Raw genomic sequence first — 25,351 nt, 5'->3', positions numbered from 1 at the left:
AAGATGCGTTACCACGCGCTACGTTTGCAACGTACTGAATTAATGGGTTTGTAGCGCGGTGTAAGCGTCAGCGCACCCGCGGGGCAGCTGGCTCAATCTCGCAGGCTCATAATGCGCCATTGGCGTTCTTCGGCCACCTTGCGCAGCGTGTCATCGGGGTCGACGGCAACCGGATGCTCTACTTGTTCAAGCAAGGGAAGGTCGTTGTGAGAGTCGCTGTAAAACCATGCGCCATCCATGGTGAACTCTTGGCCCTCAAGCCATTGCTTTAAGCGAGTCACTTTGCCTTCGCGGTAGCTGGGTGTGCCCGCTACTCGGCCGGTATAGCGGCCGTCTACTATTTCTGGGTCAACTGCAATCAAGTCGTCCACGCCCAAGCGATTAGCGATGGGGGCAGTAATAAAGCGATTAGTGGCGGTGATGATCAGTAACGTATCGCCTTTCGTGCGGTGCCGAGCCAGCAGTTCTTCTGCTTTAGGCAAGATATTCGGCTCGATTTTGCTGACCATAAACTGCTGATGCCAAGCGGCTAACTGTTCCGGCGTATTTTCAGCCAGTGGCTTCAATGCCATTTCCAAAAAAGCCGCCATGTCTAACGTGCCCGCATTGTAATCCGCCATAAAGCGCTCATTGGCCTCGCGGTAGGCAACTGGGTCAACTGCCCCCTGTTCGAGCAAAAACTCGCCCCAGGCATGATCGCTGTCGATGGATATCAGCGTATTATCCAGATCGAAAATGGCCAGACTCACGGCGCTCCCCTTATGGTGTTGGTTAATTGTGCTGCTCGTTAGCTCAGTAATGAACGTCAGTAACGGTTTGCAAAGCGGCGGATTATCGCAGAGTCACCATGGTTTAACCACTTAGGGTGATATTGTATTGATACGCTTGTCTCCCTTGTGGAAAAATGGGGACAACTGAAAATTTATAAGGTGATGTCCGTGATCGACGCTGACGGCTTTCGCCCCAATGTTGGCATCATTATTGCCAACAGCCAGGGGCAGCTGCTTTGGGCGCGTCGTGTAGGGCAAAACGCGTGGCAGTTTCCCCAGGGAGGCATCAAGGCAAACGAAACACCACATCAAGCGCTTTTTCGTGAGCTTTTTGAGGAGATCGGTTTAACCGCCGATGATGTCGATATTGTCGCCTGTACCCGGGGATGGCTGCGCTACCGTCTGCCACGACGCATGATTCGCACCCACTCGCGGCCGGTTTGTATCGGCCAGAAGCAGAAGTGGTTTTTACTCAAGATTCGCTGCCAAGAAAATCGAATCTGTATGACGGCAACGCCTAAACCCGAGTTCGATGGTTGGCGGTGGGTAAGTTACTGGTATCCACTGGGGCAAGTGGTGCCGTTCAAACGAGAGGTATATCGGCGCGCGCTACGGGAGCTCTCTCCTCGCGTTCAGCGCTTGGCGCAACAAGATCACGATGGATAACGTGCGCTCCACTGTTCTAGGAAGCTGTTCTAGGTAAACTGTTCAAAAGAAACAGTTCAAAGGCGGCGCTTCGAAGGACATAGTGACAGTTGGCCGAAAATCCCTCAGCGAGGCAAATAATAGTGAATAGGAAAACGTCCATGCTTGAGGTGCTGCGACGCGTTATTCAAGAAGTGAATGGCGCACGAAACCTCGACGCCGCGCTGTCAACGATGGTACGCCGCATACGAAAGGCCATGCAGACGGATGTGTGCTCCTTCTATTTATACGATAAGGAGCTCGAGTCGCTTGTATTGATGGAGACGATTGGCCTTCGCACGCAAGCGGTAGGCCGCGTTGTGCTACCGCTAGGCGAAGGTTTGGTAGGTCTAGTGGCTAAGCGCAGCGAACCGCTTAATTTAGAAGATGCGCAAAGCCACCCTCACTTTCGTTATTTTGAAGCAACTGGCGAAGAGCGTTACTCAAGCTTCTTAGGGGTGCCGATTATCCATCAGCGCCTCATGCTGGGCGTTTTGGTCGTACAGCAAGCTGAAAAACGTCAGTACGACGACGAAGATGAAGCTTTTCTGGTCACTATGGCTGCTCAGTTGGCAGGTGTGCTGGCTCATGCACTCGCTACCGGTAACCTTGCTCGCCCTGCGCTGCCGGGTGGCCAAGCTATGTTTAAAGGCGTGGCGGCTTCTCCAGGAATGGCGATGGGGGAAGCGGTAGTGATTACGCCGCCCGCTGACCTAAATAGCGTGCCTGACCTTATTCCCAGCGATCAAGACTATGAAGTCGCACGGCTAAAAGAAGCCATTGGCAAAACACGCGATGAAATCCGCGCAGCGGCAGAGCGCTTGGTTAACCGTATTTCTTCCCAAGAGCTGGCGCTATTCGACGTTTACCAGCAAATGCTTGGCGAAGCGGCGCTCTCTGAAGAAGTGGAAAAGCGTATTCGTGAAGGGCAGTGGGCACCTGGTGCGTTAGCCGATGTCGTGCGCCGCCATGTGCAATACCTTGAACGCGTAGACGACGATTATTTACGTGAGCGTGCGGCGGATATTCGCGATCTTGGTCGTCGTGTGCTGGCGCATCTGCAAGAAGACACGCCTTCGACCCCAGAAACCTACCCAGAAAACGCCATTTTAGTAGGTGATGAAATCAGCGTTGCCATGTTGGGAGAGGTGCCAAGGGACAAGCTAAAGGGCTTGGTATCCGTGCGTGGTTCGAGTACCTCGCATGTTGCTATTGTTGCCCGGGCTATGGGGATTCCGACGGTGCTTGGGATGATGGATCTCCCGCTGCCGCGCTTAAATGGCGCCCCGGTAGTGATTGATGGCCACCGAGGGCGATTGTTTGTGCGGCCAGCGCCAGAGCTAAGAACTCGCTACGAAAGCTTGATTGCTGAAGAAGCAGCACTGAGCGAGTTGCTGGAGCACGAACAAGACCTGCCCAGCGAAACACCGGATGGCTATGCCATGCCGCTGATGGTAAATACCGGGCTGGCGGTTGATGCCTCAGCATTGCTGAAAAGCCGAATCGGCGGCGTAGGCCTATACCGCACCGAAGTGCCGTTTATGATTACTGAGCGCTTCCCCGGTGAGAAAGAACAAATGCGTATGTACCGAGAGCAGTTAGAGGGCTTTGCGCCACTACCGGTAGTCATGCGAACGCTGGATATCGGTGGCGATAAAGACCTTCCCTATTTTCCCATTGAGGAAGCTAATCCATTCTTGGGTTGGCGGGGAATGCGGGTAACCCTCGATCACCCAGAAGTATTGATGGTACAGCTGCGTGCCATGCTGAAAGCATCGCATGACTTGAATAATCTCTACGTGCTCTTCCCGATGATTACCAATGTGGAAGAGGTGGACGAAGCGATTCGTCTACTGGATCGTGCCATTCTTGAGCTAGGTGAAGAGGGTATTGATGTCGAGCGGCCTAAAGTAGGCGTGATGATTGAAGTACCTGCGACTATTTATCAAATGGATGCGCTGGCGAAGCGGGTCGATTTCTTCTCGGTGGGCAGTAACGACTTAACGCAGTATTTGCTCGCGGTGGATCGCAATAATCCTCGCGTATCTAGTCTGTACGATGCGTTGCACCCAGCGCTGCTGGGTGCGCTGCAAGAACTCGCTCAGGATGCCACTCGTCTAGAAAAGCCTATATCGCTTTGCGGCGAATTAGCGGGTGACCCTGCTGGTGCGTTGCTATTAATGGCCATGGGATTTACCAGCCTGTCTATGAATGCCCCTAGTTTGCCCAGGGTACGGGCTGCTATTCGCCGAGTGCCAATGCAAGATGCGCAAATGCTGCTTAAAGAAATCATGGATCTGGATACCCCAGCATTGGTGCATGAACATCTCAATCAGCGTATGGATGAGTGGCAGCTATCACACTTAATGCCGCCGCGAGATTAATGCTGGGGCTGATTGGGTATCAGTGGGGAGGGTGTCGTCAACGTGGTTTCTCCCTCAAAACGACCGAGTGGCCCAAACCGCTGCTCGGTAATCGTCACTTGCCCTCGGTGGTTTAGCGTTAACCATGTGGTTGCCCGGGTGCCGTAGTGTTCACCAACAATAAACGCGGCAGAGAGTTGGCGCTCCAGCGTTAAGCCTACACCAGTATCTGGCAACTGCTCATCAGGTGCGGTTTGCGGGTTATGCAGTGCAAATTGCGTCGCGGCCTGCCACTGTTCGTCATTACTATTTAACAAGGCGTCGCGAACCAGGCTTAATTTTGGCCAGGGGGTATTCAGGGTTGCATTTGACAAGCCATGTACCCCTGGGGGCACGCTATTAAGTGCTACCCCATGGCGGCCACGGTGCAGGTGCCACATGCGGTGTTGTGTCGCAACCAAGAGATTAAATCCGGCATAGCGATGCGCGGTCGTGCGCTCTTTCGCTTTAAGCCATGCTTCGACATCGTCGCTTTGTAACACGCTAGCAACGAGTTCGCCTCGGCTGGGTGCGTTGACGGGTGTGGCCAGTGCTGGATCACGCACATTGGTCAACGCTGCAACAACGCCTTGGGAGTTAGCGGCTAACCACGTACCACCGGCTTCCAAGTCGCGTCCACCCAGTACGGCGGTGTGTTCTTGCCAATGAGCAAGAGGGGCAGTGGGCCGCTGGTGGAATTCATCTCGGTTGCCTGCCAAGCGTAATGGTATAGAAGAGCCAGGGGACCAAGAAAAGGTGATTAAGCACATAAGTAAGGCTCGCGAATAGTAACAGGAACCCAATTAGCCAGTGTGGCATGACAGTATTGAGGCGTAGACATACACTTAACATTAATATAAATATGCTTAGCCACGCTATGGCTGCCAGCATGTTGAGGCGCAATATTTTAGAAGCCACCTAGGAAGGCGCATACTATGCAACGCTATCAGCGAGAGCACTTCTGGAATGCGATTGTCTGGCCTACTTTGTGGCCTCTTTTACTCATTCAGGCGGCCTTGGTACTGCTTTGTGTGCTGGTAGGGCTGGTGGTTTGGGGGCTTTCCCCTAGTCAAACGTCATGGAGCACCACTCTGTGGTTGACTCTTGCGTTGCTACTGGGTAGTTGTTTAAACGTTGGCGTTTTCTTGATGCTGGTTAAAAGTCGCGCAAAGCAAGAAGACGCCAGTTGCATGCAAGAGTTAGCCGAGTTAGAGCGCCAAGCCGCCCAATTGGTTAATCGACAAGCGGAGCAGGCTGATTCACAGGCGGAAGACGTCAGTGAAGGGCTGCCACTTAACCGCTTAGCGATGGTCAATCAGCTGTTGGCGGATGTCATTCGCGCAGGTGAGGATGTCCAGCATCCGGCTTCTTTAAGCGAGCCGTTCCGACCCGATCAAACCTTGCTTGATGACCTTCATCACCAGCAAAAACAGTTGAAGCATCTCATTGCTGGGCGCGACCGCGCGCGGGAAGAGTCGCGCTTGAAGTCTGGTTATCTAACGTTACTTCAGCGTGAGGCCGACAGTCTGTTTGATCATTTGGGCGATATGTTGCAGATGGATAATTCAGAAACATGTCACAAGAATATTACTCACGTGCGAGAGCGGCTGGCGGATATACGCGCACTGCTTACTAATTTTGTTCAGCAAAGTGCTAACGAAACAGATGCTTATGAGCAGCCGCTTCCAGCTTCTGAGCGCAAACTACGTATCTTGGTGGTAGACGATGGCCCCGTTAATTTAATGCTGGCACGCCAAATGCTGGAAACCCAGGGGCTGCAGGTAGACGGCGTCAGCAGTGGGGAGCAGGCTTTGGACTGCCAGCAAACGGTTTTTTATGATCTCGTGTTTATGGATATTTTTATGCCGACCTTAGATGGGCTAGAAACAGCACGTCGCTGGCGGACCTTTGAGCGTCTTGGTGGCGGTCAGCGACGCAGTGTCTTGATTGCTCTCACTGCAAACGTTGATAGTGCTGGTAATGGCGCTTATAACGCTGCCGGTATGGATGACGTGCTAGCTAAGCCCTACAAGCTTGAAACACTACTCAGCATGATTACTAAGTGGGTACCCAGCGCGAATAACCAGGTGCAGGATAAATGACAGTATTGAGTATTTTAGCAGGGTATTTGTTGCTAGGCGCAGTGGCAGGCACCATGGCTGGTTTGTTTGGGGTGGGGGGCGGTTTAATTATTGTGCCTGCGCTTGTCTTTGCATTTGGTCTACAGGGGGTTGCTCCTGAAATTACCATGCATCTTGCAGTAGGCACCTCACTGGCGACGATCGTCGTCACCGGGGCTTCGTCAGCATTAGGGCACTTCCGAAAAGGTAGTATTCATAAGCCATGGTTCATGGCGCTGTTACCCGGACTTATGTTGGGGGCTATCGGTGGTGTATTTATCGCAGACAACCTTTCTGGCACCGTTTTGGGAACGTTATTCGGAGTGTTTGTATTGCTGCTAGCAACCAAAATGGTGTTTGGCCTTTCGCCAAAGCCCGGTAGTTCGCCACCAGGAAATGTTGCGATGACCATTGCTGGCGGCGTAGTAGGAGCCATATCAGCACTGTTTGGTATTGGAGGAGGCACAATGACAGTGCCTTGGCTTTCACGGTGTGGTGCAAGCATGACCCAAGCGGTGGGAACCTCTGCTGCCTGTGGCTTACCAATAGCGATGGTTGGTGCGTTAACGTTTATTGTTGTGGGATGGGGTGATCCGCTTCTTCCCCAATGGGCGACTGGCTTTGTCATGTGGCCTGCCTTTATCGGCATTGTGCTAACCAGTGTACCTTTTGCACGGCTTGGCGTTCGTTTGGCTCACGTGCTCCCAGCCACTGTATTGAGGTTTTCATTTGCAACGCTGTTGGCCGTAGTGGGCTTGCGCTTCATATTGGCGTAATTCACCTATGCCACGCTGCTGTTTTCTTCCTGTTTGCTTTAGAGAGTCTCGATGATTAATTACCCAGATATCGATCCGGTAGCGATTTCACTTGGTCCGCTGCAGGTTCATTGGTACGGCTTAATGTATGTGGTGGGGTTTGTGGCGGCATGGTGGCTAGGATGTAAACGGGCGCCACGTATTGGGCTTACGAAAGATGATATCGGTGATTTGCTTTTTTACTGCGCCATTGGTGTGGTGGTGGGGGGGCGATTAGGATACGCCCTGTTTTACGGCTTAGGGCAGTGGACGGCTGACCCGCTATGGGTGTTCCGCGTATGGGATGGCGGTATGAGTTTCCATGGCGGTTTATTAGGGGTACTGATTGCCGCATGGCTATTTGCACGTCGTAAACAACTGGCGTTCTTCACCCTCGCCGACTTCATCGCCCCGTTGGTACCCATTGGTTTAGGCGCTGGGCGGATTGGTAATTTTATCAACCATGAGTTGCCGGGCGGGGTAACGTCACTACCCTGGGGCATGCCATTTCCTGGTATGGGACCAGAGCCACGCCACCCTTCAGCGCTGTACGAAGCTTTTCTGGAAGGTATCGTACTGTTTGCCATCCTGTGGTGGGTATCTGCCAAGCCGCGCGCCAGAGGGTTGGTCTCGGGGTTATTCCTGTTAGGCTACGGCGTCTTCCGTTTTATGGTTGAATTTGTACGTATGCCGGATGCCCACATTGGCTATCTCGCCTTTGGCTGGTTCACCATGGGCATGCTGCTCACGCTCCCGATGATCGCGTTAGGCCTCGTTTTTATCGCCTGGTCGCGTCATCAACCCATCGATGCCAAGGTGTAGCGCGTGTTAAGCGTAGCGCACCCGCGATGGTGCTCCAGCGCGAAGCGGCGCTGTTATTAAGCAGAGCAGCGGCTCCCGTCGCGGGTGCCTCATTTGCTCGTTCCTCACAAGATTCGTTACGCCGCGCTACGGTAGGTGCCGTAGGCTGATTTAGTGGTTTTGTAGCGCGGCGTAAGCGTCAGCGCACCCGCGGGGGAGTATGGAGCGTTGCTTACGTGGCCACGACGCGGGTGCCTTATTCGCTCGTTCCTCGCGAGATTCGTTACACCGCGCTACGGTAGGTACCGTAGGCTGATTTAGTGGTTTTGTAGCGCGGTGTAAGCGTCAGCGCACCCGCGATGGTGCTCCAGCGCGAAGCGACGCTGTTATTAAGCAGAGCAGCGGCTCCCGTCGCGGGTGCCTCATTTGCTCGTTCCTCACAAGATTCGTTACGCCGCGCTACGATAATCGCAATAGATTGACATTAAAGGTTTTGTAGCGCGTGGTAAGCGCAGCGCACCCGCGAAAGTGGTCTAATTAGGCTCGACCTACCCCCCTATACCAGCCTAGAATACCCAATTACATTGCCTGTTAATCTGGAATTTCTGTGACTGCAATAACGCCCATGCCGAAAGAAGCGCTAGAACAGCCGTATCTCGACCTAATGCGCACCGTAATGGAGCAAGGCGTGGATCGGGATGATCGCACTGGTGTTGGTACGCGCTCAGTGTTTGGTCATCAAATGCGTTTCGACCTCTCCCGTGGTTTTCCGCTGCTAACCACTAAAAAGCTGCACCTGCGCTCTATTATTCATGAGCTGCTGTGGTTTCTTAAAGGTGATACCAATATCGGGTATCTCAAAGAGCATGGCGTACGTATCTGGGACGAGTGGGCCGATGAAAACGGTAATCTTGGTCCGGTCTATGGTTATCAGTGGCGCAGTTGGCCGAGCCCCAATGGCGGTAGTGTCGACCAGATTGCTAATGTGTTGGAGCAGATTCGCAAGACGCCTCAGTCACGGCGACTGATTGTTTCAGCCTGGAATCCAGGTCAAGTTGATGAAATGAAATTGCCGCCTTGCCACTGTTTGTTTCAGTTTTATGTGGCTAATGGGCGTTTATCGTGCCAGCTTTACCAACGCAGTGCGGATATTTTTTTAGGTGTGCCGTTTAATATTGCAAGCTATGCGCTACTGCTCAGCATGGTGGCGCAGGTAACTGGCCTGGAGCCCGGTGAATTTGTACATACGTTGGGTGATGCCCATCTTTACAACAATCACCTAGAGCAGGCTCGGGAGCAGTTGAGTCGCACGCCTAAAGCGCCACCGCGACTGTCGCTTAACCCTCAGGTAACCAATCTGTTTGATTTCACCTTTGACGATATCAATATCGAAAAGTATGAGTCGCACCCCCATATCAAAGCGGAGGTGGCAGTATGAGTCAGCAGCAACATGCTTATGATCCCCTGGTGCCGATAGCGATGATTGTGGCGATGGCCAAAAACCGGGTGATAGGGGTCGAGGGTAAGTTACCTTGGTACCTACCTGAAGATCTAAAGTTCTTCAAACGCATGACTCAAGCCAAGCCGCTTGTGATGGGGCGCAAAACCTACGCATCAATAGGCAAACCGCTGCCCAATCGGCTCAATATTGTAGTAACCCGTGATCCAAACTTTGCCGCCGAAGGCGTGCGGATATGTCATGAGCTACCAGCAGCGCTGGCATTGGCCGATCAGCAGGCCACCATTGAAGCAGCAGAAGAAATTATGGTGATGGGAGGGGGAGAAATTTATCGACAAGCGCTTCCTCATGCCCAGCGCCTCTATATCACTGAAGTGGATATTGATGTCGATGGTGATGCCGTTTTCCCCGAATTCTCCATGGATGAGTGGCAGGAAGTTCAGCGTGTCGCGGGCAAGCCAGCAGAAGGGCAGCCTCGATACGACTTTGTAGTCTATGAGCGGATCGCCGACTGATCAGCGCAAAGAAGGAGGGGGTTATGGCCGCAACAGTACTGGATCTGCTAGAAACATTGGAAACGCACCTTGAGCAGACCAAAGCCGCATTGAACGCGTTGCGTGAAGAGAACGAAATGCTCAAAAGGCAGTTGGCAAACCAAATGCCCCAGACCCAACCGCCTTCGCAGCCGCTACAAGATCCAGCCCAGTCTGATGTGTCTGCCGTTGAGCCGTCTGCAGTAGATGCAAAGCCCTCTTCAGAAAAGTCCGACTCAATGGCCGTAGAGCAAACGCCAGAAGAAGCGTTAGCCTCAAGGTCCATGAGTGAAGAGAAAGTAACGGCAGAAACAGTAACGACAGAAACAGAAGCTGTGCCGCAGCCACCCTCCCCGCAAGCGCTTTTGCGTCAGTGGTATAAACGCTATCCGCACGCGTTTTTCACTGGACATACTAAACCGCTAAAAGTGGGCATTCATCAGGATTTAGCCCAGCGAGAACCCTGGTCGGGGAAGTTGATTCGTCGAGCATTAGCTAACTATGTGAATTTGCCACGCTATGTGAAATCCATGCGAGAAGGTGCTGAGCGAATCGATTTGGATGGAAACCCAGCAGGCAAAGTCGATAAAGAAGCGGCGCGACATGCCAGTGAGCGACGAAAAGATAAGCAAGACAGCAATACACCAAAGCAAGCACAGTCTTCAGAAAATAGAAAGTCGCAGCAATCTTCAAAACAGTCTTCAAAGCAGTCTTCAAAAAAAGCATCGAAACAAGTGCTTCAAAAGGCACCAAATAATGCTACCCCCGCAGCTATGAAAGAGCATGAGCATCGGGGGATGAATGAAGCTAAGGAAAAAGTTGAAGCAGCTAAACCGCTTAGCTTAGAGGATAAATTAAGAGGGCTTCAGCAGAAATTTACCGGGCGCTGAGACCAGTCAGTTACTCATGGGTTCCTTAAAAAAATGCAAATCGTAAAAAAACACTGTTTTTTTCTATTGCGTTCACTGGAATCCCAGTATAGAGTTTGACCTGCGAGCATTGGACTATAACAAGGCTTAGTTGAGGACATGCCGCATACCACCGGGAAAAACCGGAGGATGGCATAAAGAGCATGGCCCGCAAGCCAGCTGCAGACTTCACAATAAGTTTGCGGTAACGATCGAAACAGTAAGCTAGTTAAGGAACCTACATCATGAAAAAGACACTTTTAGCGACTGCTATCATTGGCGCCCTCGGTGCCTCTGCTGCCGCTCAAGCAGCTACCGTTTATGACCAAGACGGCACCAAACTTGACGTCTATGGCCGTATCGCCATGGGTATCGCTGGTGGTGGCCCCGAGTTCAACGACGAAGGTCAAGAAATTGACAAGAGTCCGGAATTTGTTGATGTCTATTCTCGCCTCGGCCTGCGTATGAGCCAAGAAGTTAACTCTGACCTGACCGCTTTCGGTCGTTTAGAGTGGCGCTTCAAAGGCGACGAGCGTTACACTGAGTCTGGCTTCACTGAAATTCGTCAGAGCTACCTGGGCTTGCAAAGCAAGCAGTACGGTACCGTTCAAGCTGGTAACTTCGACAGCTTCTACAACCAGTTTGTTTCTCTGCCGTTCGATGTTTACATCGATCGTGGTCTAGAATTCGCTGGTCACCCGAAGCAGTCGCGTGGCGACTCTATCGGTTACTACACGCCTGATCTTCAAGGCTGGACTGCCTTCCTGCAGCTGAAACACTACAGCGAGCGTGGCGAACTTGAACCAGTTCGTGCAGAAGGTAACGTAGTTGCTGCACAAGGTGGCGTACGCTACGAGCAAGGTCCTGTCACTGTAGCTCTTGGCTTCGTTGACGATGTTCAGCGTGGTGGCGGTAACGGCGAAATGCTGGGTGGTCTGATCGGTTCTTACGCCGTTAATGATCAGCTGTCAGTTCGTTTAGGTTACGAAGGTCGTGAAAACAACTCCGACTTGCGTCTCCGTGAAAACGGCTACGACAAGGTTGGTGTTGGTGCGACTTACACCACAGGTCCTTGGGCGTTCACTGGTGACTACTACCACGTCAGCCGCGATGGTATCAGTCCTGAAGGCGAAGAGAACGATAACAGCAACGCTTGGTCTCTGGGTTCTTACTACAAAGTTTCCAGCGCGTTTGATGTTTTCGTAGAAGTTGCTGATGGCGACGCACCGTCCATCAATCGTGACGAAACTACTCTGAGCGATCTGACTGACAACGTTTACTGGCTAACAGGCGCGCGTTACCACTTCTAAGCTTGGCTCCATCGCCATGCTTAGCAGGTAACCCCTGTAAGTGATATAGAACCGGCCTCATTGCGAGGCCGGTTTTTTTTATTAGTTAGATTTCATAGCAGTATAGTGGAATGCAAGTTTTAAAATCATGGTCGTCTCGAGGCGAGAGAAGCAATGAGATAAAAACTACCTATCTGGCGGTTTATTCAAGTCAAAGCTATGGAAGATGCGCTGTTAAAAAAGTAATGCCTAAAGACCAGAAGGCGATTGCGCGCCCCCTGGCTAAGCACCTCTAATCAGTGTGAGTGCCCTGCAATATGATACCTATCAAGCGTATACTTCCCCACGTAAGCCGCTCGCTACTAAAGCATGGTCTTATGTCTTGTTGAGATAGGTTTTGAGATAGTTTTTTGAGATAGGTTTCTGAGATAGATTTCTGAGATAGGTTTTTGAGATAGTTTTTCTGGAATCCTTGCTGCGCTTGAAATCGTCCTTATGTATAAGACTAAAAAATGATCTCCAGAAGTGCGGGATTCGTTTATATGCTGATGGCAAAGAGATTTCATTGTGTGCTAGTGAGCTGTTTTATGAATATTTTTATGGTAATTGTTAAATAATCAATATTGGGGAAGGAGATGAACGAGCAAGCCTAATCAGAGGTTTACCAAGGTTTGTGAGAGCTTGTTTGTCTTCTTAAATAGAGGCGGTTAATTTAAAATAGTGGAAGATCACTGCATCTGATCTGCCTGCTCAGCAAGTATTTAGATATAAAAATTTATTGATGATGTAAATTTTGCGATAGCAATCTAAACCAACCATTAAGTCAATTTTTTGATTGACTCAAGAGTTCTACATGATTAATAGAGTATTGAAAAGCCAGCTTCTTACAACGTTGGGAGCAAGGGGGTTGGCAGCAGGCGGTACTTTCCTGCTTTCTTACGTGTTGGCCACGTTTGTTAGTATCCAGTCTTTCGGTGCTTTCATGTTATGCCTCTCGATTATGATTGGTATGCAGGTGTTTGCCAGCCTGGGAACTGATCGGGCCACACTCAAATATATGGGGGTGGCTACTTCTAATAATAATCGCCAAGAGGTCGCGTGGATTTACAAACATGCCATGACGGTTAACGTATTGGTGGGAGTCCTGCTGGGCGTAGTGCTGTGGATATTAGCCCCTAGTGTGGCAAGGATGCTGCTTTCATCAACCGAGCACGCCGTTGAGAGCCTACGTATTACCGCGCTATTGTCGCCGCTATACAGTGTGATTTATTTATGCAACTTCCTGATGAAAGGGTGGGGCAAGGCTAATGTTTCCTGCCTGTTCGAAATAGGGTGTATCTCTATAGTGCTCAGTGGCGTTGTAATTATATGTGCTTGGCTGGGTATTCCGTTGGGTGCGCGGGCACTAATTTCTGCGCTGGGCGTAATCCTGGTAGTGTACCTGCTGGTGGCGCTGTGGGCAGTCTGGTGGCTGTATCGACGCAGCACGCTGGTCGAAAGTGAAAGTGTCAGCTTTAGCCAAGACTTCTACCGCCATTTGCCTGACTTCCTGTTGGTAGGCATCATCTTCTATTACACTCAATGGGGGGTTGGGTTGGTGCTAGGTGCCTTCCATAGTGAAAGCGACGTAGCATTGTTTAGTCTTGGGCTGCGGCTGGCTATGATCATCGGTTTCATCCTGACGGTATATGACAGCATTCTAGGGCCGCGTTTTTCTCGACTTCAACACGAAGGGAATGGCGAAGGACTCAAGCAGCTTGCTCAGAAAAGCGCCTTCCAAATGACCTGCTTTGCCTTGCTGCCTGCGCTGGTATTCATTATCTGGCCCGAAGCTGTGCTTGCCCTGTTTGGCAGCGATTACAGCGGTGCTGCAGGCGTAGTAAGAATTCTCGTGATCGGACAGTTGGTCAACGTAATGACTGGCTCGGTCATATTGCTGCTTTTAATGGCTGACCAGCAGCGCGCAGCGCGGAATATACTGATCTGGTCGGTGGTAGTAGGGGGCGTTGCCTCGCTGGTACTGATACCACGTTACAGCGCAGAGGGGGCGGCTTACGCGCTGCTGCTGTGCCTATTGATTCAGAACGTCGTGGCGGTCTACGTGGTGAAGAAAAAGTTCGGTTTCCTGATGACCGATTGGCGTTTCGTCATAGCGCCGCGAAACCGAGCTTAACAATGATGGTGAACTAAAATGATTAGACTTGAAAGGGAATTTCACCTGGAAGAAGGGGTTGATTACAGCTTTATTAATCCATTTTCTTTAGGCATTGTGGCGCAAAGTCTGAGCGAACAAGAGTGCCGACAGATTCGCTTTTACGCCGACGGTATTGCTGTAGTGCTCTATGTCCGGCTGTTCAAGGGCAAAAAGATCGAACGTACCAGCTTCGACGATACCTCGATTGCCCCAGTGGTGTTAGGGCATGCACAGGCCTTGCAGAAGCGCGTTGCGCTAGTGGGCGGCACGGAAGAGAACATTCTTCAGGCGGCTGAGCTGTTGGTGCAGAAATATCCTGGCCTGGAGATCAGCTACGTACGCTCAGGCTTTTTTAGCTGCGAGGAGGAGCGCCAACAGAGCTTGGTGAATGCTGCCCGTGCAGACATCGTCATCGTAGGAATGGGCGCAGGCAAACAGGAGCGTCTGCTGCTGGATCTGCGCGCAGCCGGCTGGCAAGGCACTGGTTTCACCTGTGGCGGCTATCTAGATCAGTTCGTGCAGGCCAAGGGGCAAGATTACTACCCTGCCTGGGTAGACCGCCTCAACCTGCGCTGGCTATACCGAATGATCAAAGAGCCCAATCGTTTGCTGAAACGCTACCTGAAAGACTACCCTCGGTTTTTGATCAAATACGGTAACAAAATTGAGTGAATCATGATTCCTAAAAAGATCCATTTTTGCTGGTTTGGCGGCAACCCCATGGGCACGCTCTACAAAGAGTGCATCGCTACATGGAAAGAAAAAATGCCTGACTTTGAGATCATCGAGTGGAACGAAAGTAATATTGATAAAAATATTCCCTTTGTTCGTTACTGCCTGGAAAACAAAAAATGGGCGTTTCTTTCTGACTACATTCGGATGTATGCCTTGAATGAGCAAGGGGGGATCTATCTCGATGTGGATATGGAGGTGGTGAAGTCCTTGGGTCCTTTATTGAATCATCCCTTTTTCATTGGTTATGAAGATGAGGGAAGGATCGGGGCCGGAGCCATTGGCGGTGTACCTGGGCATCACTTCTTCAAAAACGCTATGCAGCTTATCGAGGAACGGCATCAGAAAAAGAAGCCTTACTTAATTGCACCAGAAGTGGCCAATGCATGCATTGCCAAAGAAGACACAGATACTGTCATCTTGCCTTGGCCACTGTTCTACCCTTATAACCCCTATGCAAAAGTGCATGACCGAAAGCAGCTGCTCTATCGGCATGTCACTGATGAAACTTATCTCATCCACCACTGGGGAAAGGGGTGGAAAATGGGGTTGGTGGAAAGAGCTTTTAGAAAGCTGTTTAAGTGATCCGTAGCGGCAAAAGTCTTCATTTTAGCTAGATGCGTTTGGGAGCAAGGGATGCAAGGTCGTTACCCACTGGGCAATACCCTATTAACTTATCGCAGCAAGGCACAGCCGCTGGCAGCGATGCTGCTGATGGCCGTCATCCTGGTGCTGGGCGTGGTGGGGGTGATGTCGCCTTGGCACTACAACATACTTCCTGCTGTGCCGCTGCTGGAGCTGGCGGTGCTTGGCGTATCCGCGTTGGTGTTTCCTCCTAAAAGTCGTTCGGCCTGGCTATTTATGGTGGCGGCTGGCGGTTATCTGGTCGTTACCTTGGCCATTGCCCAGCTGATGAGTGGCAGCCATATTCTCGATTACGTCCAAGCGTATAAGGCGTTCTTTTACGTCCTGTTACTGTGCTCATTCATCGCTCGGCCACTGTTCAAGCAGGCGCAGGTCGTCAAATTTTTTTACGTGTTGCTGGGGCTGTTCTTTCTCAAGTACGCCTACTCGCGATTAATTGGTCTGGACGCCTGGGTCAGTCAGCGTCCTGGAATCTTCACAGAGAACAATTTCGAGTTAGTGCTGCTGATACTGCTACTTTACCTGGTGCTACCCGTAATGCGCTGGCGGTTCGTTTCGATTGTCGCCGTGATGCTGATCATTTTTCTGTCTGGATCGCGCAGCGCGTTCCTGTGTTTTCTGGCGGTGTATGTCTTCAGTGTGTTTCGTGTGGGTAAGGGCTTTATCAAGCCATGGTTGCTGCTTTTCCCGTTGCTAGTGTTATTGGCTTACGGCATCGTCAATGACCGAATGGATATCACGTTGGGAAGTGGTGCCGATACGGCTGGTGAGAGCTCCAGCATGCCCGTCATAGAAGAAGGACGTTCACCTGCCACGACGTTGGATTCGGATAGAGAAGTCATCGAACAGCCGCTCACCTTCCGCTCATTTTTGGAGCGGGGCGCTTCCATCGACCGCGTTCGGTTTCTGCTCTACTTTCTCGACGAGGTAGAGGGTTGGCAGTGGTGGAACGTAATGCTGGGCACCCAGCCATTGACCCCGCTTTCTACGCAAACGTGCGAAGCGCTCTCCTACTGGAGCGACTTGTATAGCTTTTCGGGAGACGGTACCTGCTATTCGGTCATTCTGCACTCTTACATCATTCGCGTGCTTTACGACCATGGCGTGTTGGGGCTGATCTTTCTCGTGGCGTTTACCGTATTTGCGCTGCGCAAGAGCGGCTATAGCTGGGCCGACACTCTGTGTGTACTGGGCGTATTGATGGCCTCATCGCTTTCTGTGTCGGCATTCAATAGCGTGTTTGCCATGCTTTCCATGATGTTCTATCTCTCTTATGGGATAGGGGAGCAGGGTTCGGCTTCCTCCGCGGAAGCGTCCGGCGTCAAGACGGCTTGAATGCGCCCAGAAATGCCTTATAAAGCGCTCAATAATTAGATCGTAGAATAGAGACCGTACTATGCACTCAGACAGTAAATCGGGAGGGGCACAGAAAAGAGGTGTAATCTTTTCCGAGCGCTATCCGCCCAAAATCATCTTCCCAGTGTTCGATGTTGCCATCGTCGTCCTCTCGGGGGTACTGGCGTACCTGCTGCGTTTCGAGACTGTTCACTTGCATGAGCGTTACGTACTGGCGCTTGCGTGCATGTCCTTGCTGGTGGTGGTGGCCAACAGCTCGACGGGTAGCTACAAGCGTTGGCGTATCTCATCCACCTTTTATATTATCACTAAGTTGATGCTGGTCTGGCTGGTGATTGGCATCATCGTCACCTCCGCTATTTACTTTGCTCACGCCGCAGAGCGCTACTCGCGGCTATGGGTAGGCCTTACCTTATTGTTCTCTTTCGTGCTGACCGCCAGCGCCCGAGCACTGGTGCAGTATGGATTACGGCGCATTCGCATTCGCGGTGGCGCGCGCCGCCCGGTTTTTCTGGTGGGGCCTGCCAAGAATGTGCTGCACGTGGCGAGAGGCATGCGGGCGGCCTCTTGGGAAGGGCACTCCATTGCGGGTATTGAGCGCTTAGGTGATGAAGCGCCGAATCAAGAGGACCTGGAGCGCATCGCCAGCCGCATCAGCGATGCGGGCGCCGCCGAAGTGTGGATCTGTGTACCGCTGGAAATGGGTGAGACCGTGCATGGCCTCTTCTATGCATTGCGCAATCACACCGAAGAGATTCGCCTGATCCCGGAATTCAAAGACATGCGCCTACTCAACCACCGCACCAGCGAAGTGGCGGGTCACTTGGCGATCGACCTCAGTGTATCGCCCATCAACGGCATGGCGAGTATCGTCAAGCGCGCCGAAGACATCCTCGTCGGCAGCATGATCACGCTGATGATCCTGCCAGTGTGCATTGCCATTGCCCTGGCGATCAAGCTGACCTCGCCCGGTCCAGTACTGTTCAAGCAGCATCGCACGGGTTCCAACGGCAAAATGTTCAAAGTCTATAAGTTCCGGTCAATGAAGGTGCATCAGGAGAAGGACGGTGCCGTCACACAGGCCACCAAGAATGACGATCGCCTAACCCCGATAGGCGCCTTCTTGCGCGGCACCTCCCTGGATGAGCTGCCGCAGTTCTACAACGTGCTACAAGGGCGTATGTCGATTGTCGGCCCGCGCCCCCATGCGCTAGCCCACAACGAGTACTATAAGGAGCTGGTGGAGTCTTATATGCGTCGGCACAAGGTGAAGCCCGGTATTACCGGTTGGGCTCAGGTCAACGGCCTACGTGGAGAGACCGAGACGCTTGAAAAGATGCAGCGACGGGTCGAATACGACCTGTGGTACATCGACAACTGGTCGGTATGGCTCGATCTCAAGATAATTTTCATGACCGTGTTTAAAGGCTTTAAACATGCCAATGCCTACTAACCGGAGCCTCTAAATGATCCTAGTGACAGGTGGCACGGGCTATATTGGCTCGCACATCGCCGTTGAGCTGCTGGAAGAAGGTCACGCGGTAGTACTGCTGGATGACCTTTCCAATAGTGTGGCCTCCGTAGTACCGCGCATTGAAAAAATCACCGGGCGCACAGTTGCGTTCTACCAGGGCGATGTGCGCGATGCCGCACTGCTGGCTACTATTTTCGAGCGCCATTGTATCGAAGCAGTGATTCATTGTGCGGGCCTGAAGGCTGTGGGCGAAAGCTTTACCCAACCGCTGGCGTATTACAATATCAATGTATACGGCACTATTGCGCTGTGCCATGCCATGCATAAGGCTGGTGTTAAAAAGCTGATCTTTAGCTCATCAGCCACCGTCTATGGCGTGGAAGCTATCCCGCCCTACGTGGAAACCATGGGGCGCGGCAGCTGTACCAGCCCTTACGGTACCTCCAAGGCAATGGTTGAGCAGGTGCTGGAAGATCTGTGCGTCAGTGACTCGGAGTGGTCTGTGGCTATGTTGCGCTACTTCAATCCCATTGGGGCGCACCCCTCGGGCATGATCGGCGAGTCACCTCAAGGGGTTCCCAACAACCTGATGCCCTATATCAGCCAAGTGGCGGCAGGCGTACTGCCCGCGCTGCAGGTCTACGGCAATGACTACCCCACTGAAGACGGCACTTGCGTGCGCGACTACCTGCACGTGGTTGATCTCGCTGCCGGGCATCGCGCTGCGCTTAAGGCACTAGAAATGCCGGGTGCCCGCCACTACAACCTGGGCACGGGGCAGGGGGTGTCGGTCAAGCAAATGATTGATGCTTTCACCCAGGCCACACAGGTACCCGTGGCTTTCCGCTATGCCCCTCGGCGCGATGGTGATCTGGCTGCTTTCTGGGCCAGTGCTGAAAAGGCGCAGCAAGAGCTGGGCTGGCAAGCTACCAGAACCCTCGACGATATGATGATCGACACCTGGCGCTGGCAGCAGCAAGCAGCCTCATGAGGTAATGCCCGTCAAGTGAACTCCTGGCGAGCAACGTCGTTGCCTGTGCTACTATCGGCTTCCTTAATGAATTGCCGCCTCAAGGCCATGAAAGGAAGCCAGTTTCAATGTTGTCAACGCCCAGTTTTTCGTCACCAACAGGCAGTCAGCCCCCCCAGCTATTCACCGGCGTGGCCGTCTTTTTATTGGCCGCCATCGCACTGGTGGTGCCCAGCGGTTACTCACTGGGTGCGTTACTTCTGGTGCTGGCGGGTCTAGTGCTTATCGCCCTTCGCAGAGTTCCCATTCTGACGCGCCAGGACGGTGCCATCATCGCCGTGCTACTGGCTTATGCAGCTATTACGATGCTGGAAGCTTGGCTGGATGGTCAGGGTGGTAAAGGCTACGACAAGCCTAGCCGTTTCATCCTGGCCATTCCGGCCCTCTTCTGGGTGCTACGCTACCCCCCAAACTTGGCTTTTCTTTGGAGCGGCATCGCCGTGGGGGCGATCAGTGCTGGCACCTGGGCCGGATGGCAGAAGCTATTCGAAGGAGTAGATCGTGCCCAGGGGCATACCCACGTTATCCAATTCGGTAACCTAAGTATGTTGCTTGGGGTGCTTTGTTTGGCGGGGCTTGGATGGGCCGCTGTTCAGCGACAGCGCAACGTGTGGGTGGTTTTCATGATGCTGGGTGCGATGGGCGGCATACTAGGCTCGCTATTTTCAGGTAGCCGAGGGGGGTGGGTAGGCTTTCCTATCGTATTGATGGTGCTATACCGTGCTTATGGAACAGGGTTTTCACCGAAGCTAAAGGTCGCGGCTGTAGTCGCGGTGTTAATCGCCGGTGTCGCGGTCTATGCCGTGCCTCAGCTTGGTGTGCAAAGTCGTGTTCATCAAGCGTTCAATGATATCAATTTGTATATCTCTGGTGAGAACCGTTCCACCTCGTTGGGTTCTAGGTTTGAAATGTGGCGTGGAGCTACGTTGTTAATTCAAGAAAAACCGTTAATAGGTTGGGGAAGCAATGGCTACGAGCAGGCGATGGCAGCGCTGGGGGAAGAGGGCGTTATTGAGCAAGAGGCCGCTTCGTACGGCCACGCACATAATGAATTTATAGATGCTTTTGCCAAGCGTGGTTTGATTGGCTTGTTTGTTCTATTAGCGCTTTACATCATTCCAATGCGCTTGTTTGCTAGGCAGCTAGGTGCCGACAATTTAGCAATTCGATCTATTGCTACCGCGGGCGTGCTGCTCTCAGTCACCTATATCGACTTTGGCCTCTCTCAAGCGTTCTTAACTCATAACAGCGGTGTGATGATGTATGCTTTTTTACTAGCCTCGTTTTGGGGTATCTATGCAAATCTTACGAGATAAGCAAGTCATACCAAGTTCCAAAGTTGACTTTTAAGTTGTTGATCCCGTAACAAAAAAAGCCAGTTCTTACAGATCTGGCTTTTTTTATGTGTTTCATAGGTAATGTAGCAAAATTTAATGAATTAACTGTATAAGGTTTGTCAACGTAGAGCCTTGCCAGTTAATCCCTTACAATGGCTCCGCTTCGATAGCACAGGTTAACCACTTTTTAAGCCGCACAGCGTAGGGCAAGGGAATGCGCCCGTTAGAATCCCTGGGCGGTAGCGTGCCTTTTTACTGGAAATCATCATGTCAAATAGCCCATTTTTTCTAACGCGGCCAGCTCGCATGCTGCTGGCAGCGTTAAGCGTTGCCGTAGTAAGCGGCTGCGCTACCTATCCCAATAGCACTCAACAGCAAGCGCGGTATGTGCTGAATACCGACTCAGCTAAACTGCTGAGTGACGACAACCTCAATGGCTTTTTATCTCAAGCACCTGCTGGGGCAGTTATGAACCTGGCGCGCAGCCCTTGGGGTGATAACGTCGAAATCGTTGCAGACGCCCCTTACCTCGCGGCCAGTGGTAGAGCGTGTCGACAGCTGCGGGTAGTAGAATCAGGAAGTGGCGCTGCACGCATCGCGCTCACCTGTGAGACTCCCAATGGTTGGGTTAATCAGCGAGTGCTAAGCCAAAGCACTTCCGCGACATCAACAGCAGCACAAGGGCGCTAAAATGAACGCTATTCGTCTTCTTAAACGGCTCTCGTTTAAACGCCCTCTTGCCGTTGCTTCGCTGGTTATTATGAGTAGTGCCGTAAGCACGACGGGCTGGGCACAAAGCATTAGCCTACCTAATACTATTTTGCCGGAAGGGCAAACCCGTGAGCAGCAAGAACAGGTAGATGATACGCCACGTGCCGATTGGCGTAGCGGCACCTATGGGCCCGTCAGCGCACAGCCGCAAAACCCAGATGAATTACCCCCGTTCGGGGCCAACCTGTTTAGCGGTGGCTTTCGTGGCGCGATGGGTGATGGCTTGAATGCTAGCTACCAAGTAAAGCCCGGTGATCAAATTACCGTGCGTGCCTGGGGTGCGTTTGAGTTTGAGCGCGTGTTACCCGTGGATGCTCAAGGCAATATCTTTATTCCTGGTTCTGGCCCATTAAATGTAGAGGGCCAAAACAGCCAGCAGGTAGAGAGCAGTGTGCGCGGTGCCATCACATCGGTTTACCCAGAAAACGTACAAGTTTACACCAACGTGCAGGGTGTTCAGCCCGTTGCTGTTTTTGTCACCGGGTATGTTGAAAATCCAGGCCGTTTCGCAGGCACACCGAACGACTCAGTACTCTATTTTCTTGATCAAGCAGGCGGTATCGACCAAGACTTGGGTAGTTACCGGCAAATTCGTGTAATGCGAAACGACCGTACGGTTGCCACGGTCGACCTATACGACTTTCTTATCAATGGTTCTATTGCTCGGCCGCAGTTTGAAGATGGCGATACCATTGTGGTCGAAGAGCGCGGCCCGGCGATTGCGGTGGGGGGCGATGTGCACCGCGAACACCGTTATGAATTACTGGGCAATCAGTTAAGCGGTGCTGAGTTAGTGAATCTGGCGCGTTTAAGAAGCGGTGTTTCTCATGTTCTGCTACGCGGCAACCGTGAAGATGGGCCTATTGCACAATATTTCCCTATCGACATGTTCTACGGTCAAACCATTCGTAGTGGCGATGAAGTCCTGTTCAGCGCCGACAAGCGTAGTGAAACCATCGTGGTTGAAGTGGAGGGCAGCTACTACGGGCCTTCACGTTACGCGTTACCCCGCGATGCACGCTTAAGCGAACTGCTAGATGCCATCCCCGTACCGGAAAACATGACCGCGGTGGAAAGTATCTCGCTACAGCGTGAAAGCGTTAGGCAGCAGCAAAAGCAGTCTATGGAAGACAGCCTGCGTCGCTTAGAAACTACCTATCTCAGTGCTGAATCCAGCACTAATGAAGAAGCGCGAATTCGTGCCCAAGAAGCCGAACTGATCCAAAACTTCATTGAGCGTGCCCGAGAGCTAGAGCCTAGCGGCCGTTTGGTTGTTGCTTACAACGACCAAATTTCGGATATTCGCCTGCAAGATGGCGATGTTATCACTATTCCTGAATTGAGCGATTCGATGCTCATTAGTGGTGAAGTGCTCGTACCCCAAGCCGCTGTTTATCGCCCTGGCATGAACGTGATTGACTACATCGAAAGCGCTGGTGGTTTCACTAACCGCGCCGATGAAGACCACATTCTAGTGGTTCGTCAGAACGGCGCGGTAGAAAATGCCCGCAACGTTAACCTGCGCCCTGGCGATGAAATCCTGGTCATGCCCGCCGCACCTACCCACAACCTGCAGCTAGCATCTACGCTCACGCAGATTCTATTCCAAATCGCTGTCGCTACCCGCGTCGCAGTTGATCTGTAACGGCTCTAGCCACGGAAGACATGGTAAGCACGGATAAAACTAAAGATTATTCTTTTGACCTTGTCCGTGTTTTCAGTGAGTGTCCGTGGCAAATTAAAAGCCGCATAACTTATTTCACTTTCAAAAAGTAGAGCTATGGCAAATGTAAAAGGCGCGCCCAAGGGCGCCCGTACGCCTTGGCAAGTCACTCGTAGCGTTTGGTACGCCATGTTCGTGCGCGAGGCGCTCTCCCGCACCATGGGCGATCGCATGGGCTGGTTCTGGATGATCTTTGAACCCGTCGCGCTCGTCAGCATTATGGTAGGCATACGTAGTTTTATTCGTGGTGGTGGTTTTATTGCAAATGCTGATTTTATTCCTTGGATGATCGCAGGCTTGATGGGGTTCTTCCTTGTTCGTGAAGGGATGATAAGAGGTATGGGGGCAATTGACGGTAACAAAGCGTTGTTCGCTTACCGTCAAGTACAGCCGATTGATCCGGTTTTAGTGCGTAATTTTCTGGAAGGATCACTACGCAGTTTGGTTTTTCTGATTTTTATTGGCGGTGGATTAATGCTGGGGTTGGATCTTTACCCAGATAATGCGATCCGCGTGATGGCCGCCTGGTTGTCACTTTGGAGTTTAGGGTTAGGTTTGGGGCTGGTAACGTCTGTTACTGCAACGTTGGTGCCTGAAATCGGTATTGTAGTTCGCATGATTTCGCTGCCACTGTTAATTATTTCTGGTGTTATTTTGCCACTGAATAGCCTGCCCCATTGGCTGCTGGAATACTTAATGCTGAACCCAATCCCTCATGGGTTAGAAACACTTCGCTTAGGCTTTTTTGAAAACTATAAAGTGGTGCAAGGTACCAGCATGCTTTACATGTGGTTGTTCACGTTTACTTTAATATCGCTAGGGCTACTGATGCACCTGCGCTTTGTTGATAAGTTAAAGGCAAAATAATTCATGCAAGCTTCATTACGTCGATTTGTAAAAACATCGCCTCACTGGGCATTAGCATTTGTCGCTATTCTACTGGTGTCTTTTTATTGGTTTGTATGGGCAGAAGAGCGCTATGTGTCCCGTGCAACGGTAGTGCTAGAAAGCCCACAAGTCGCCACACCGGAATTTAGTCTTTCCTCGTTAATGGGGGGAGGCAGTGGTAATACCCACGATTTATTGCTACTGCGTGAGCACTTATTGTCTGTTGATATGTTGCGTTTGCTGGATGAACAGCTTGATATTCGCCAACACTACAATGAGCACGGCGATATTTTTGCCAAATTACGCGACCCAAATGTCCCCATTGAAGACCTGCATAAATATTACCTGCGTCGGGTTGAGGTCGAGCTGGATGAGTATGCCGGTGTTCTGAACATTCACGTCCAGGGTTACACACCTGAATTCGCTCGAGATATGGCTGCACTGCTGCTAGAAGCGGGCGAAAATCACATGAATACAATGGGCCACCGCTTAGCCGAAGAGCAGGTGCGTTTTTTAGAGCAGCAGATGATTCGCTTGGAAGATCGTTTCCGCGACACTCGCAATGAGTTGCTCGAATTTCAAAACGAGTACGGCCTAGTGTCGCCCACCTCAACGGTAGAAAGTATTAACCAAGTTGTCGCTACGCTAGAAGGTGACTTAGCCCGCCTGCAAGCGCAACGCAATGCATTGGCAAGCTTTCAAAGCTCGCAGTCAGCCGAGCTACGTGAAATTGAGCGCAGCATTACTGCACTGCGCGACCAAATTGTTGAACAGCGTGACCGCCTAGCGCAAGCAACGGGGAACTCATTAAACCGTATATCGGCAGAATACGAGACATTAGAGCTTCAAGCCCAGTTTGCTCAAGAAACCTATTCAAGCGCATTGGCGGCGTTGGAAAACACTCGCTTAGAGGCCGCTCGCCAGCTCAAGCAGGTTAGCGTGCTGCAAAGCCCGCTATTCCCCGAATACCCAACCGAACCAAACCGCCTTTACAACAGCAGTGTGTTCGCCATTATCACTATCTTCCTAGCCTTCATCCTCAGCATGATCATGATGATTGTGAAAGATCATAGGGATTGATGAGTACCGTTATAGCCGAGCGGTGCCTCTTGTAGTGCGGCGTAACGAGGTCGCGAGGAACGAGCGAAACCGAGGCACCCGCAACGGCGGCGCAGCCACCCAAAGGCCTGCAGTCAGCACCGCATTGATACCCCCGCGGGTGCGCTTCGCTTACCACGCGCTACAAAATCAATGCACATCGTAGTGCGGTGTAACGAGGTCGCGAGGAACGAGCAAAAACGAGGCCCCCGCAACGGCGGCGAAGCCGCCCAAAGGCTTGCAGTCAGCACCGCATTGATGCCCCCGCGGGTGCGCTGACGCTTACACCGCGCTACAAAATCAATGCACATCGTAGTGCGGTGTAACGAGGTCGCGAGGAACG

Annotated in this window: 22 protein-coding genes; 20 read left to right on the top strand and 2 right to left on the bottom strand. The window is 51.9% G+C overall.

Going from position 1 to position 25,351, the window contains the following annotated elements; translation table 11 throughout:
- Positions 1–92: 92 nt before the first annotated feature.
- Positions 93–749: a histidinol-phosphatase gene (locus tag JFC11_RS18605; protein ID WP_038486032.1), complete on the bottom strand. Its 657-nt coding sequence runs from the start codon at positions 747–749 to the stop codon at positions 93–95.
- Positions 750–938: 189 nt separating this feature from the next.
- Between JFC11_RS18605 and JFC11_RS18600 the strand changes: the two genes are divergently transcribed.
- Positions 939–1,436: an RNA pyrophosphohydrolase gene (locus tag JFC11_RS18600; protein WP_038486029.1), complete on the top strand. Its 498-nt coding sequence runs from the start codon at positions 939–941 to the stop codon at positions 1,434–1,436.
- A 140-nt stretch (positions 1,437–1,576) separates the two neighbouring features.
- On the top strand, positions 1,577–3,838 hold the full coding sequence (gene ptsP, locus JFC11_RS18595) for a phosphoenolpyruvate--protein phosphotransferase (protein ID WP_095604565.1): 2,262 nt from the start codon (positions 1,577–1,579) through the stop codon (positions 3,836–3,838).
- Here the strand turns inward: ptsP and JFC11_RS18590 are convergent.
- Positions 3,835–4,626 carry an NRDE family protein gene (locus JFC11_RS18590; RefSeq protein ID WP_198350240.1) on the bottom strand — a complete coding sequence of 264 codons (792 nt, stop codon included), beginning with the start codon at positions 4,624–4,626 and terminating at the stop codon, positions 3,835–3,837. The two genes, ptsP and JFC11_RS18590, sit on opposite strands and share 4 nt — an antisense overlap.
- Positions 4,627–4,791: 165 nt before the next feature.
- On the opposite strand from JFC11_RS18590, the gene JFC11_RS18585 reads away from it, so the two are divergent.
- From JFC11_RS18585 to JFC11_RS18500, 18 genes are all read left to right on the top strand, one after another.
- The gene (locus tag JFC11_RS18585) at positions 4,792–5,958 is read left to right on the top strand and encodes a response regulator (RefSeq protein ID WP_198350239.1); all 1,167 of its coding nucleotides are present in this window, start codon (positions 4,792–4,794) and stop codon (positions 5,956–5,958) included.
- Positions 5,955–6,752 carry a sulfite exporter TauE/SafE family protein gene (locus JFC11_RS18580; protein WP_198350238.1) on the top strand — a complete coding sequence of 266 codons (798 nt, stop codon included), beginning with the start codon at positions 5,955–5,957 and terminating at the stop codon, positions 6,750–6,752. The genes JFC11_RS18585 and JFC11_RS18580 overlap by 4 nt, the downstream gene beginning before the upstream one ends.
- Before the next feature lie 51 nt (positions 6,753–6,803).
- On the top strand, positions 6,804–7,592 hold the full coding sequence (gene lgt, locus JFC11_RS18575) for a prolipoprotein diacylglyceryl transferase (RefSeq protein ID WP_198350237.1): 789 nt from the start codon (positions 6,804–6,806) through the stop codon (positions 7,590–7,592).
- A gap of 586 nt (positions 7,593–8,178) precedes the next feature.
- Positions 8,179–9,009, top strand: a complete 831-nt coding sequence (locus tag JFC11_RS18570) for a thymidylate synthase (RefSeq protein WP_422822569.1) — start codon at positions 8,179–8,181, stop codon at positions 9,007–9,009.
- Positions 9,006–9,545 (top strand): dihydrofolate reductase, encoded by a 540-nt coding sequence (locus JFC11_RS18565; protein WP_120386650.1) that lies wholly within the window; start codon positions 9,006–9,008, stop codon positions 9,543–9,545. Before JFC11_RS18570 ends, JFC11_RS18565 begins: the two co-directional genes overlap by 4 nt.
- A gap of 23 nt (positions 9,546–9,568) precedes the next feature.
- On the top strand, positions 9,569–10,453 hold the full coding sequence (locus tag JFC11_RS18560) for a ProQ/FINO family protein (RefSeq protein WP_198350236.1): 885 nt from the start codon (positions 9,569–9,571) through the stop codon (positions 10,451–10,453).
- Between the two features lie 263 nt (positions 10,454–10,716).
- Complete coding sequence (locus tag JFC11_RS18555; RefSeq protein ID WP_198350235.1) at positions 10,717–11,781, top strand: porin; 1,065 nt, start codon at positions 10,717–10,719, stop codon at positions 11,779–11,781.
- An 832-nt stretch (positions 11,782–12,613) separates the two neighbouring features.
- Positions 12,614–13,933, top strand: a complete 1,320-nt coding sequence (locus tag JFC11_RS18550) for an MATE family efflux transporter (RefSeq protein ID WP_038485999.1) — start codon at positions 12,614–12,616, stop codon at positions 13,931–13,933.
- Between the two features lie 18 nt (positions 13,934–13,951).
- A complete protein-coding gene (locus tag JFC11_RS18545) occupies positions 13,952–14,626 on the top strand; it encodes a WecB/TagA/CpsF family glycosyltransferase (RefSeq protein WP_095604574.1) in 675 nt (224 codons plus the stop codon).
- Between the two features lie 3 nt (positions 14,627–14,629).
- A complete protein-coding gene (locus tag JFC11_RS18540; RefSeq protein WP_198350234.1) occupies positions 14,630–15,271 on the top strand; it encodes a glycosyltransferase family 32 protein in 642 nt (213 codons plus the stop codon).
- Positions 15,272–15,322: 51 nt separating this feature from the next.
- Positions 15,323–16,666: a hypothetical protein gene (locus JFC11_RS18535; protein ID WP_198350233.1), complete on the top strand. Its 1,344-nt coding sequence runs from the start codon at positions 15,323–15,325 to the stop codon at positions 16,664–16,666.
- 61 nt (positions 16,667–16,727) lie between these two features.
- Positions 16,728–18,140: an undecaprenyl-phosphate glucose phosphotransferase gene (locus tag JFC11_RS18530; protein ID WP_051626516.1), complete on the top strand. Its 1,413-nt coding sequence runs from the start codon at positions 16,728–16,730 to the stop codon at positions 18,138–18,140.
- Between the two features lie 13 nt (positions 18,141–18,153).
- Entirely contained in the window at positions 18,154–19,152 is a 999-nt protein-coding gene (gene galE / locus JFC11_RS18525; RefSeq protein ID WP_198350232.1) for a UDP-glucose 4-epimerase GalE, read from the top strand.
- Between the two features lie 107 nt (positions 19,153–19,259).
- Complete coding sequence (locus tag JFC11_RS18520; RefSeq protein WP_198350231.1) at positions 19,260–20,507, top strand: O-antigen ligase family protein; 1,248 nt, start codon at positions 19,260–19,262, stop codon at positions 20,505–20,507.
- Positions 20,508–20,795: 288 nt separating this feature from the next.
- Positions 20,796–21,218, top strand: coding sequence for a DVU3141 family protein (locus JFC11_RS18515; protein ID WP_038485984.1), 423 nt, complete (start codon positions 20,796–20,798; stop codon positions 21,216–21,218).
- A 1-nt stretch (position 21,219) separates the two neighbouring features.
- Positions 21,220–22,944, top strand: a complete 1,725-nt coding sequence (locus JFC11_RS18510) for a polysaccharide biosynthesis/export family protein (protein ID WP_198350230.1) — start codon at positions 21,220–21,222, stop codon at positions 22,942–22,944.
- Between the two features lie 135 nt (positions 22,945–23,079).
- Positions 23,080–23,889, top strand: a complete 810-nt coding sequence (locus tag JFC11_RS18505; RefSeq protein WP_198350229.1) for an ABC transporter permease — start codon at positions 23,080–23,082, stop codon at positions 23,887–23,889.
- Between the two features lie 3 nt (positions 23,890–23,892).
- Positions 23,893–24,990, top strand: a complete 1,098-nt coding sequence (locus tag JFC11_RS18500) for a KpsE/RkpR family capsule polysaccharide export protein (protein WP_198350228.1) — start codon at positions 23,893–23,895, stop codon at positions 24,988–24,990.
- The last annotated feature ends 361 nt before the right edge of the window (positions 24,991–25,351 follow it).

It is taken from the genome of Vreelandella alkaliphila (genome assembly GCF_016107625.1).
Taxonomy (GTDB): domain Bacteria; phylum Pseudomonadota; class Gammaproteobacteria; order Pseudomonadales; family Halomonadaceae; genus Vreelandella; species Vreelandella alkaliphila.
This window is presented reverse-complemented; position numbering and strand designations above follow the sequence as displayed.